General features: G+C 50.7%; 9 protein-coding genes. All 9 read left to right on the top strand.

The annotated features are described in order from the left end of the window. Nucleotides 1-79: 79 nt before the first annotated feature. The 9 genes from MHI45_RS12935 to MHI45_RS12895 all read left to right on the top strand — a co-directional run bounded on the left by MHI45_RS12935 (nucleotide 80) and on the right by MHI45_RS12895 (nucleotide 12,060). Nucleotides 80-1,603 (top strand): extracellular solute-binding protein, encoded by a 1,524-nt coding sequence (locus tag MHI45_RS12935; protein ID WP_341119097.1) that lies wholly within the window; start codon nucleotides 80-82, stop codon nucleotides 1,601-1,603. Between the two features lie 637 nt (nucleotides 1,604-2,240). Then, nucleotides 2,241-3,803, top strand: a complete 1,563-nt coding sequence (locus MHI45_RS12930) for an extracellular solute-binding protein (RefSeq protein ID WP_076114233.1) — start codon at nucleotides 2,241-2,243, stop codon at nucleotides 3,801-3,803. 128 nt (nucleotides 3,804-3,931) lie between these two features. After that, nucleotides 3,932-4,900: an ABC transporter permease gene (locus tag MHI45_RS12925; RefSeq protein ID WP_038596257.1), complete on the top strand. Its 969-nt coding sequence runs from the start codon at nucleotides 3,932-3,934 to the stop codon at nucleotides 4,898-4,900. Between the two features lie 22 nt (nucleotides 4,901-4,922). Continuing rightward, nucleotides 4,923-5,798, top strand: a complete 876-nt coding sequence (locus MHI45_RS12920) for a carbohydrate ABC transporter permease (RefSeq protein WP_076114232.1) — start codon at nucleotides 4,923-4,925, stop codon at nucleotides 5,796-5,798. A 42-nt stretch (nucleotides 5,799-5,840) separates the two neighbouring features. Continuing rightward, the gene (locus MHI45_RS12915; protein WP_076114231.1) at nucleotides 5,841-6,944 is read left to right on the top strand and encodes a glycoside hydrolase family 88/105 protein; all 1,104 of its coding nucleotides are present in this window, start codon (nucleotides 5,841-5,843) and stop codon (nucleotides 6,942-6,944) included. Nucleotides 6,945-7,003: 59 nt separating this feature from the next. After that, nucleotides 7,004-8,347, top strand: coding sequence for a glycoside hydrolase family 28 protein (locus MHI45_RS12910; RefSeq protein WP_076114230.1), 1,344 nt, complete (start codon nucleotides 7,004-7,006; stop codon nucleotides 8,345-8,347). A 254-nt stretch (nucleotides 8,348-8,601) separates the two neighbouring features. Next, the gene (locus tag MHI45_RS12905; protein WP_083675939.1) at nucleotides 8,602-9,612 is read left to right on the top strand and encodes a ketoacyl-ACP synthase III; all 1,011 of its coding nucleotides are present in this window, start codon (nucleotides 8,602-8,604) and stop codon (nucleotides 9,610-9,612) included. Nucleotides 9,613-9,782: 170 nt separating this feature from the next. Continuing rightward, on the top strand, nucleotides 9,783-10,784 hold the full coding sequence (locus tag MHI45_RS12900; RefSeq protein WP_076114229.1) for an ROK family protein: 1,002 nt from the start codon (nucleotides 9,783-9,785) through the stop codon (nucleotides 10,782-10,784). 43 nt (nucleotides 10,785-10,827) lie between these two features. Then, on the top strand, nucleotides 10,828-12,060 hold the full coding sequence (locus tag MHI45_RS12895; protein WP_076114228.1) for an MFS transporter: 1,233 nt from the start codon (nucleotides 10,828-10,830) through the stop codon (nucleotides 12,058-12,060). Nucleotides 12,061-12,101 lie beyond the last annotated feature (41 nt).

The raw sequence follows: 12,101 nt of genomic DNA, 5'->3' as shown, positions 1-12,101 counted from the left end.
AATAATTAGCAGTTATATTTCAGAAATGAGCGTAATTATGCTAGGTATATACTAACCAAACTTTTAGGAGGATACAGGGATGTCCAGAGTTTTTGCAGGGAGAACAGTGCGCCGATATTGCTGTTGGGTGTTGCTGCTCTCGTTCATTTTGTTAAGCGCTTGCAGTGACAACGAGTCACCCCGGACCGGTCCCGGAGAGACCGCGCCGTTCATTTCCATCCTGGCACCTCTGCATTTCCCTCAGCAGCCCTCCAAGGATATTATGGCGGAACTTGAGAAGCTGACAGGGGCTAAGCTCGACATTACCTGGGTTCCTGAAGGTGTCTACACAGATAAAATGAATACAGCATTGACGACCAATTCGCTGGGCAAAGTCACCTTTGTGAAGTTCACGGATTATAATCTGCTGAAAAGTGCGATCCGCTCAGAAGCCTTTTGGGAGATCGGGCCTTATCTGCAGGAGTTCCCGAATTTGAAACAGCTGGACCCTGCGATTCTTAACCAGGCTGCTGTAGACGGCAAAATCTATGGATTGTATACCGAGCGCCCTTCCTCCAGGCAAGGAATCATCATCCGCCAAGACTGGCTGGACCATCTTCAGTTAAGCAAGCCGCAAACACTGGATGAACTGTATGAGGTCATGAAGCAGTTTACTTATAATGATCCGGACGGAAACGGCAAACAGGACACCATTGGCCTGGTCGACCGCAACGATCTCGTGTACGGCGTGTTTAAGACACTCAGCTCCTATTTCGGTACTCCGAATAACTGGAAGCTGAAAAATCATCAGTTTATCCCTGAGTTCGTGACTCCTGAATATATGAACACCATGAATTTCATGCGGAAATTATATAATGAGAAAATGATAAATCAGGATTTCGCCTTAACCAGCAAGGAGGTCCAGCGGGATAAGTTTATCCGGGGAACGGCCGGTGTTTTTATTGGCAGCATGACGGATGTGCAGCGGCTCTCCAGTGAGGCTCAGGCGATCAATCCGGCTGCTGAATTTACACTGATTAACCGGATTAAGGGGCCAAACGGATATAAAGTATGGTCCATTCCTAACTACAACGGCCTTTACCTGTTTTCCAAAAAAGCCATTGCCACGGAGCAGGAGCTGAAGCAGGTGCTTGGTTTTTTTGACCGGACGATGGACAGGGATGTCGCCAATCTGATGAAATACGGGTTCGAGGGCAGGCATTATAAGCTGGAAGGCGGGAAGGTAATTCTTCCGGAGGAGACCTCGCAGCTGCGTGTAAATGAAGTGAATCCGCTCTACTCCCTGATGATCGCCGACTTCGGCAACAAGAACATTATGGAAGTGGAGAAAAAAGAGCAGCTGACCGCCCTGGCCGACCAGCTCAGCAAGGATAACGAACAGTTTCTCGTGGATGACCCGACCCTGCGCTTAAGCTCTCCAACCTATGATGAGAAAAATGTGGAGCTGTCGACGATTATCGTAGATGCGACCTACAACTACATCATCGGCAATATCACTGTTGAGGAATTCAACGAGCAGGTGGAAAAATGGAGAACAAGCGGCGGCAACCTGATCATCCAGGAATACACCGCGGCAGAGGCCCGGGCAGAGGCGGGCAAGTAGGATAGAGGGGCGGGGGGAATTGTAATCAGTCTCATGGATTGACCCAGCCAGACTGCAGATTTCTCTCATTAGTAACTGTACATGTTCCCAATAATCTCCCCGCCTGCGCCATGACGGTTCAACTAACTGTTCCTTGTACTCCCTATGTTCCAATCTGCCTAACCTATTACCACTAACAACTGCTACACATCCTAAGTTCCATCCGTCGCAACTAACTTCTCCCCACCGCAGAAACCAGCGGTGGTTTTCACTCTGCCCCCTTTCCATATAAATGGAAGGGGAAACCCTTGGAGAGGTGAACGTAACGAAGGGGAAGTTTGATCCTTACGGAGCGGCAGCGTTCGCCTTTATGTTTGGATTTCTACCGCGGCGAGCGGTTCAAATCAGGAAATCCAAACATAACAGCGACCGGAAGTCCAAACATTCCCCGCAGTTACCCCACCGCTCCCAAATTCCCATCCCGATTAATCCCACTCCCCCAAACCAATGTTTTCCTTTCCATTTATAACCCAATAATCATTTGCTCACACCCGACCCCCAAACGCCCCATTATGAGTAAATGATTGTATTCGAAACCTGGCCGAGGCTGTAGTGTGTTGCTTGTAACCAATACAAGTCAAACGGAGGTCAAAATGGTATGAAGAAAAAATCCTTCACCCTGCTCCTGAGTGCACTGTTAACGTTCAGCATGTTGACAGCGTGTTCAGGCAACAACAACAACAATAAGGAAGCAGCGGCGACAAAAGATCCCGGTACAAGCGGGGGGACCAACACCGCGACAACAGAACCGGCACCAGAGCCGGAGAAACCGACAGAAATTAAGATTATGCTTCCACTGAACACGACAGAGACTCCACCGGACACAATCAAAGCGGAGGTGGAGAAATTGACCAATACGAAGCTGACCTATCAATTTTTCCCGGCGGATACCTATGAAGAGAAGCTGAATTCATCGTTTGCCACAGGTTCATTGCCGCAGGTGACCTATTTGAAGAATCAGACGACCTTCCTGCAGATGAAGGAAGCGATCAAGGATGGACAGTTCTGGGAGATCGGCCCTTATCTGACGGAATTCCCGAACCTGAACAAGCTGAAGCCGGAAATCCTCAATAACACCAAAGTGGACGGCAAGCTGTACACCGTGTATATCGGACGGCCGCTGGCGCGTCAAGGGATCATTTACCGCAAGGACTGGGCAGATAAATTGGGGCTGAAGGCACCTGCGAATCTGGATGAGCTGTTCGCTATGGCGAAGGCTTTTACGGAACAGGATCCGGATGGCAACGGTAAAAAAGACACCACAGGGATTGTGGACCGGAATGAGCTGGTATACGGAGCTTTCAAAACCGTCTCCTCCTGGTTCGGAACCCCGAACAACTGGGGCGAGAAGGATGGCCAGCTTGCACCGGAATTTATGTTCCCGCAATATATCGATGCGATGGACTACTTCAAAAAGCTTCGTGATTCCGAGTACATGAACCAGGATTTCGCGGCTACCAGTAAAACAGATGCTGTAAATATGTTCACCAGCGGTAAAGCGGGCCTGTATATCGGCGGATCCATGCCTGATATTGATAACCTCAATAAGGATCTGATCAAGAATGTCCCGGATGCCGTTTTGGATGCGCACAGTATGGTCGCCGGACCGGATGGAAAGATTACCCAATGGATGATTCCGGGCTATAACAACGTGGTCCTCTTCCCGAAAGGCGCAGTCAAGGATGAAGCCGAGCTGAAGAAGATTCTGGCGTTCTTTGACAAGATGATGACTCCTGAGGTTGCCAACCTGATGTACTGGGGGATTGAAGGCACTCACTACACCGTTGAAGACGGCAAAGCGAAACCGGCGGATGATAAAGAGCTGATTGAACGCGAGGTTAAAGGCTATAAGGACAGCGTTATCGGTGAATACGAAACCAACGGGATGTACCAGCCTTTGAACGTGCTGCCAGGCCGGATTCATGCTGATGAACTGGCGCTGGAGAACGTCAAATTCGGAGTGGCTGACCCTACGGCTGCCCTGGATTCGGCGACCTACACCTCCAAGGGCGTTGAGCTTCAACAGATTATTACGGATGCTACCTACAATTATATCTATGGACAGCTGGACAAGGCCGGATTCGAAAAAGAAGTGGAATCCTGGAAGAGCCGGGGCGGCGCAGCCATTATCGAAGAATACAACGCCGCATACAAGAAATAGGATGACAGTCGTGAACGGTTAGGCTAAGGCCCAGTGAAGAAGGCTGCCGAAGCAGCTTCAGCAGCCTTCTGATTCATACGAAACCGGCAGTCAGATGATCAATTTATGAAGCAGAAAGGAAGAGTATTATGCAGGAAGTCACCGCTCAGCCCAGCGCAATTCCTGAGCTGGAGCCCAAAAAATACAAAAGCAGCAGTGAACTCAAAAAGCGGCTGTGGAGAAATAAACTGCTTTACGTCATGCTGATACCGGGAGTGCTGTTTTTTGTTATTTTTAAATACTTTCCAATGTACGGGTTGGTCATTTCCTTTCAGGATTACAAGCCTTATCAGGGGATCCTCGGCAGCAATTGGGTAGGGCTTGAGCATTTCAAGCGGCTGTTCGCGGAGCCGGATTTTCTCAATATCCTGGGGAATACGCTGATTTTATTCGGAATGAATATCATCTTTTATTTTCCGATTCCGATTATCCTTGCCCTGATGCTGAATGAGCTGAGAGGCACATTTTTCAAAAGATTGTTCCAGACACTCGTTTATCTGCCCCACTTTATGTCATGGGTTATCGTCGTCTCCATTACTTTCGTTATGGTCACGATGGACGGAGGAATTATTAACGAGCTATTGGTCTATTTCGGCCTTCCCAAGGTGAATTTCCTGCTGAATCCCGACTGGTTCAGGCCAATGTATATCATTCAGGTCATTTGGAGAGAAGCAGGCTGGGGCACCATCATTTATCTCGCAGCCATTGCGGCTGTAGATCCCGGACTTTACGAAGCTGCGCGCATGGACGGAGCCGGCCGGCTGAGACAGGTCTGGCACATTACCCTTCCGGCGATCCGAAGCGTCATTATTACACTGCTGATTCTGAAAATCGGTTCCGTGCTGGATCTTGGATTTGAACACGCCTATCTGCTGCTCAACTCCATGAACCGGGAAGTGGCGGAAATTATTGATACGTACGTGTATACCGCAGGTTTGAGACAAGGACAATTCAGTTACAGTACGGCTATTGGCTTCTTTAAATCGGTGATTGGACTCATTATGGTCATGTCGGTCAACAAATTATCGAAGAAAATGGGAGAAGAAGGCGTTTATTGAGAGAAATGCGGGAGGAATTCAAATGGTAGAAGACAGAACGATCGGCGGCCGGATTTTTGCTGCTGTTAACTTTACGCTGCTGGCCCTCATTGCACTGGTGACGGTGCTTCCATTTATCCACGTGGTGGCAGGCTCCTTCACAACCAGTGCGGAGCTCGCGGCCAACAAATTTGTGCTGATTCCAAAAGTATGGAGCTTTGAGGCGTACAAGTTTATTTTCTCGACGAATACGATTTTTAGAGCGCTGGGAGTTTCGATTGGGGTTACGCTCATCGGTACAGCATTCAGTATGTTTATAACAGCTTTGATGGCTTATGGCCTCTCCAGAAGAGATCTGGACGGGCGCAACGTTATTAACTTTCTGGTTGTGTTCACGATGCTGTTTCACGGCGGGATGATTCCTACGTTCCTGGTGGTGAAGGAGCTGGGGCTGATTGATTCCTATGCGGCTCTAATTCTGCCTTCGGCAATCAGTGCGTTTAACATGATTATTCTCAAAAACTTCTTTCAGAATATCCCGGAAGGTCTTGAGGAATCCGCCAAAATTGACGGCTGCAACGACTTCGGCATCCTGTTCCGGATTGTATTGCCGTTATCATTGCCCTCGATTGCGACAATTTCCCTGTTCTATGCAGTGACGTATTGGAACACCTATATGAGTGCCATTCTGTATCTGGATGACAGCGCCAAATGGCCGATCCAGGTGCTGCTGAGACAAATTGTCGTGCTGGCCAGCGGGATGGATTACAGTTCTTCGCTCGATGCTGCAGTTCCGCCGCCGGATCAGACGATTAAGATGGCCGTTATCGTGGTGGCAACCCTGCCGATTCTGATGGTTTATCCGTTCTTGCAGAAGCATTTTGCCAAAGGGGCTATGCTGGGATCAATGAAGGGTTAACCGCCAAAGGACAGGTATTCTTATGTTGGAAGGGGTAGTAAGATGATAGGCAGTCTGCCGAAAACACCCATAGAATGGGCAAAAAAAGCCTGTGACTCTTTAATGGATACTTATCAAGCGGGAGAGCTTCCTCCTGCACATCGCTGGCATTACCATCAAGGCGTGTTTCTGTGCGGGATGGAGCTGCTCTGGGAAGCTGTCCGGGAGGACCGCTATCTGGAGTACATCGGTCAATATGTGGATGATCTGGTGGATGATCAGGGCAATTTCTATTTTGCCCGCGATGAGCTGGATGCGGTTCAGGCAGGACTGCTGCTGTTCACGCTGCATGAACGGACCGGCAAGGGCAAGTACCGGACGGCTGCCGATAAGCTGAGAAATCTGCTGCTGACAGTAAATAGAACCGCTGAAGGCGGATACTGGCACAAGGATAAGTATCCTTATCAAATGTGGCTTGACGGGCTCTATATGGCTGGAGTCTTCTCGCTGAAATATGCCAATGCCTACGGGGAAGCCGGCTTGCGGCAAACCGTGCTGCATCAGGAGAAGCTAATGCGCAAATACATGAAGGATGAAGCTACCGGCCTCTTGTATCATGCCTGGGATGAGAGCCGGCGCATGCCTTGGGCCCATCCCGAAACGGGCTGCTCTCCCGAGTTCTGGAGCAGGTCCCTGGGCTGGTACGGTCTGGCGTTGTCGCAATTTCTGGACCTGCTGCCGGCAGATGAACCGGGCTGGGCGGAGCTGGCTGCTGCGCTAAGCGAATTCGTGCAGGCCTTGATCCGTTATCAGGATAAGGGCAGCGGACTGTGGTACCAGGTGGTGGATAAGGGCGATGAGCCGGATAACTGGCTGGAAACGTCGGGGTCCTGCCTGTTCGTCTACACCATCGCCAAAGCGGTGAAGTTGGGTCTGGCTACTGAAGAAGCAGCAGCGGTGGCAGCAGCCCAAAAAGGCTATGAAGGCCTGATCTCGGTGCTTCAGCAGGATGATCAGGGCCGCGTGATCCTGCCGGATATCTGCATCGGCACTTCGGCGGGCGACTATGAGAATTATGTCACCCGGCCTAAGGTCAGCAATGATCTGCATGGGGTGGGGGCGCTCGTCATGGCTTGTGTGGAGATGGAGGCTTTGTACAGAAGGTAAGAGGATGAAGCGGAAAGCTCTGCAGCGGTTTGAGCGCTGCTTGAGAGGAAGGGGGACCCATGTATAACATTGCGGATTACGGAGCGCTGCGGGATAGTCCAGTGCCGGCAACGGGAGCTATTGCGGATGCCATTGCGGCAGCGAGCAGAGACGGCGGCGGAACGGTAGTTATCCCGGCGGGGACATTCAGAACAGGGGCGGTGCTGCTGCGCAGCAACATTGAGCTGCACTTAAGCCCCGGGGCGGTTCTGTCATTCAGCACCGAGCCCGGGGACTTTCCGGCTGTGGAATCCAGATGGGAAGGCGTGAAACGGCAAGTGCATGCTTCCTGCATCTACGGAGAGGATCTAGTGAATGTATCCATTACCGGAAGCGGAACTCTGGAGGGCAATGGCGCCCCCTGGTGGAACAAGCACCGGAATCACCCGGAGGCGCTGGAGTATCCACGTCCAACGCTGATCGGATTTAACAACTGCAGCCGGGTTACGATCAAGGATGTAACGCTGCTGAACTCACCGAGCTGGACGGTGAATCCGATCTGCTGCAGCAATGTGACGATCGACAATATCTCGATTCTGAACCCGGCGGATTCACCGAATACGGACGGCATTAATCCGGAATCCTGCTCGGGTGTGCGCATCAGCAACTGCAATATTGATGTAGGTGATGACTGCATTGCAATCAAGGCGGGAACCGAGGATACGAAAGAGCGGATTCCCTGCGAAAATATAACCATCACCAACTGTACGATGATTCACGGCCATGGGGCGGTGGTGCTGGGCAGTGAAATGAGCGGTGATATCCGCAATGTGACGATCAGCAACTGCGTGTTCAAGCAGACCGACCGCGGCATTCGCATGAAGTCCAGACGGGGACGCGGAGGGACGATTGAGGATATCCGCGTCAGTAACATTGTGATGGAGGATGTGATTTGCCCCTTTACACTTAACCTGTATTATTTCTGCGGACCCCGCGGCAAAGAGAAATATGTCTGGGACAAAAATCCGTATCCCGTTACGGCGGAAACGCCAACGTTTAGACGAATCCATTTTGAGAGTATTACCGCACGGGGCGTCCATGCGGCTGCAGGTTTCCTGTATGGGCTGGCGGAGCAGTATATTTCGGAGATTACCTTTTCGAATGTCGATATTTCAATGGCCAAGAATGCCGTTCCCGGCCAGCCCGACATGATGACAGGCATTGAGGATATGAACAACCGCGGATTTTTTCTGGGGAATGTACGGGATGTCCGGTTTCAGCAGGTGACGGTTGAGAATCATGAAGGCCCGGCCTTTTATATCGAGAATGGTGAAGAGGTTGAAATCATCAACTGCCGTTCAAGAAATACCGCCCAGCCGGAAAAGCTGGTGGAGCAGGTGGAAGCAGAACCGGCAAGCACATAGTTGCACGATGCTAAGAACTTACACCGGAATGTTCACGGTTCTGTACCTAAGCTATGCTGCCGCTTACCCGTTTATCTTTTGTTCAATATGTTTACTAGGAACTGTGGCCTGTTTAGGCCATAGTTCTTTTTTTTGATCTTCGGCGAGTCCAGGGAAATATTCACTTTACGGCTTTTTCCTTTGCAATATTAGCAGGTATCGCATATAATTAGTACCAAGTACTAAGACCAGATACTATTAAAGAGGTGATTTCATTGACGGGTGCGAAAATTACAGCGATTGGATCTTATGTGCCAGTCCGGAGGCTGACCAATAGCGATTTGGAACAGATGGTAGAGACGAACGATGAGTGGATTGTCCAGCGAACCGGAATCCGCGAGCGGAGAATCAGCCGTGAAGATGAATATACCAGCGATTTATGTGTTTCCGCCGCGCAGGATCTGCTGAAGCGTTATGGCAAATCTGCCGGGGACGTGGATATGGTTATTGTGGCTACCAGCACGCCTGACTTTTCTTTTCCTTCTGTAGCATCCATAATTCAGCACCGTCTGGGGATTCCGCTTACCGCCGGAGCTGTCGATATGAGCGCCGCCTGTGCAGGTTTTGTCTATGCCTTGCATACGGCCCACGCTTATGTCGCATCAGGATTGCACCGCAAGGTTCTGGTTCTTGGGGCAGATGCGCTGTCCAAAATTACGGACTATACCGACCGCAGCACCTGTATTCTTTTTGGGGATGGGGCCGGGGCGGTTCTTGTGGAGAGCGGTGAGCAGGAGGACAACTTCCTCGGCTTCCATTTGGGCAGTGACGGCGGCGGAGCACATCATGTGTACCGCACGGGCCTGTCGCATAAGGTGAACGGGATTGAACTGATGAATTCAGGCAAGCTGGTGCAAAATGGCCGGGAGGTTTTCCGCTGGGCGGTAAGAACCGTCCCCCAAGGCATCCAGCAGGTGCTTAAAAATGCGGGGGCAGAGCTTGCGCAAGTGGACTGGCTGATTCCGCACAGCGCCAACCTGCGGATGATCGAGCCCATTTGTGAGCGCTTGGATTATCCTCTTGAGCAGGCTCTGTACAGCCTTGAATATTTCGGCAATACGTCGGCCGCAAGCATACCGCTCGCTCTGGACCTGGGTGTCCGCGAGGGCAAAGTGCTGAATGGACAGCAGATTCTATTGTACGGATTCGGCGCGGGTCTGGCCCATGCCGGTCAACTCCTAAAGCTGGCGCTGGACCCGCAGGTCGGGCTTCCGGCGCAGCTTTAACCGGAACCAGCCGTCTTCCCCGGAAGCGGCTGGTTTTTTTATGGCCTAAATGATGTATTTGTGTTCAGATCTCCACCTGCCCCTTATAGGCTTGACAAGGACAGACTACTCGCTGCATACTAATTAAATGGGGTTTATTAAGTGACTTTATTATATGTCGGAGGATGCTTATGGAGAAGGCGAACGGTTACTTAATCAAAGATATTAATCTCAACCTTGTGCGGCAGGCCATGAAACAGATTGGAACGGGATCTAAGTCACAGCTGGCCGCATTGACCAAGCTAAGCGTGGTTACTATTAATTCACTGGTCAAGGAATTGGTTCAGCTCGGTGAATTGTCGGAAGACGAAACGGTCCCATCCAATGGGGGCAGACCTGCGCTTACTTACCGGTACAATTACGGATTTAGCCTGGCGCTGGTCATTCATATGAATGAGAAGCAGGGTGCGGATGTAGTTGTTGTGACGGTAATTAATTTAGGGGATGAGATTATAGAGCGGGAAGAATACGGCATACCGCTGTTCAATCTTGAACGGTTTTATGAATTGATTGAGCAATATTTGTCGAAACACCCTACCATCAAGGTGATTGGGATCGGTATTCCCGGCCAGTCAGTCAATGGGGAAATCAAAGTAAGCAGTCATGACCAGCTGAAAGGCGTACGATTGAGCGAAGTTATACAGGAGCAATTTGGATTGCCGGTTGTGTTGGAAAACGATGTGAATGCTGCGATCAGCGGGTACTGTTCCCGAACCGAGAAGGATGATAATCAATGTGTGCTTGGTGTATATTTTCCAAGGTCCTATCCTCCCGGCATGGGGATTTATTTGAACGGGAGTGTAGTGAAGGGCAAGGACGGCATGGCCGGTGAAATTAAATTTCTTCCGGTGGAGGTGGACTGGAACAATCCGGTCAAGACTGAGATGTTTATAGAGGCAGCCTGCACGATTATTCATACGGTGAATGTTGTGCTTGCTCCGGACGAAATTGTTATTTACCAGAGCCTGATGGATGAGGAAACCTGGGGCAGCGCTTGGGAATTGTACAGAACTCAACATGCAATGCCTTCCATGCCGGGCATCATTCTGCTCGATTCATTTCATGAAGACTTTGAGGCAGGCATGCGCTGGCTAACCTTAAAACAGCTGGAGCCTGATATTTGGGGCAATTAATGCCCTGTTATCCGGGAAATCACAGAGAGGAAGAAACATAACTATGGCAACTTGGTTTCTAATCATTATCTATCTTTCATTTATCAGCTTGGGCATTCCCGATTCGTTGCTGGGGTCCGCCTGGCCGGTGCTGCATCTGGAAATCGGCGCTCCCTTTGGATCGGCGGGTCTCATTTCCATGATCATTGCCGGAGGGACCATCGTTTCAAGTCTGGTAAGCGGCAGCATCATTAAAAAGCTGGGCACAGGGACGATTACCCTGATCAGCTGCTGTATGACCGCTGGTGCGCTGCTGGGCTTTTCCTTCGCGCCTTCACTGGTTTGGTTGGCGGTTCTGGCTATTCCCCTGGGGCTTGGAGGCGGAGCGGTAGATGCTGCGCTCAACCATTATGTAGCCGATAATTACAAAGCCCACCACATGAGCTGGCTGCATTGTTTTTGGGGTGTCGGTGCAACGGCGGGGCCGATGATCATGTCCTATTATATTGCGAACCACAATTCGTGGAGAGAAGGCTATTCGGCCGTTTCAATCATCCAGTTCGGTCTGGTAATCATTTTGCTTGTTACCCTTCCGTTATGGAAGCGGGTAGCGAAACTGCATCATGCTGCAGAGGTTGGGAATTCGAACGAAACCCAGTCTGACGGGCTCGAGGGGAGTCACACCGGCATCAGTTCCCCGCCTGCCAAAGTGAAGGTTCATCCCACTCGTCTCAAAGGCGTTAAATTCTCGCTTCTCGCATTCTTGTTTTATTGCGGTGTCGAATCCACGGTCGGGTTATGGGGGGCCAGCTATTTAGTAGGGGCAAGAGAGGTGTCAGCCGAATTAGCCGCAGGCTGGATTTCTATGTACTATGGCGGAATCACAATCGGCAGATTGATTACCGGATTTGTGACCCTAAAGATCAGCAACCGGGTGCTGATTCTGGCGGGTCAGCTTATAGCTGCCTTGGGAGGATTGCTGTTACTTCTTCCACTGCCTGATGTTATGACCCTCGTTGGACTCATCCTGATCGGGCTGGGGCTTGCGCCGATATATCCCGGGCTGCTTCATGAAACACCGGCCCGTTTCGGCAAAGAGAACTCCGCGCAATTAATGGGGTACCAGATGGCAGTCGCCTATACAGGAACAACCTTGCTGCCCCCATTGTTTGGTCTGATCGCTTCGGGAATTAGCATCAGCCTGTTTCCAGCCATCGTATTGGCGTTTTTGCTATTGATGATGCTGAGTTCAGAGCAGGTGAACCGGGTCCTGAAACGAAGCCGGTCAGAAGCGTAGACCGGGTGCAAGAGATCAGCCGGTATGAATATTCTTATAGG

Source organism: Paenibacillus sp. FSL H3-0321 (assembly GCF_038002865.1).
Classification (GTDB): Bacteria; Bacillota; Bacilli; order Paenibacillales; family Paenibacillaceae; genus Paenibacillus_AQ.
The sequence above is the reverse complement of the archived record's forward strand: the minus strand, read 5'-3'. Positions and strand labels throughout refer to the sequence as shown.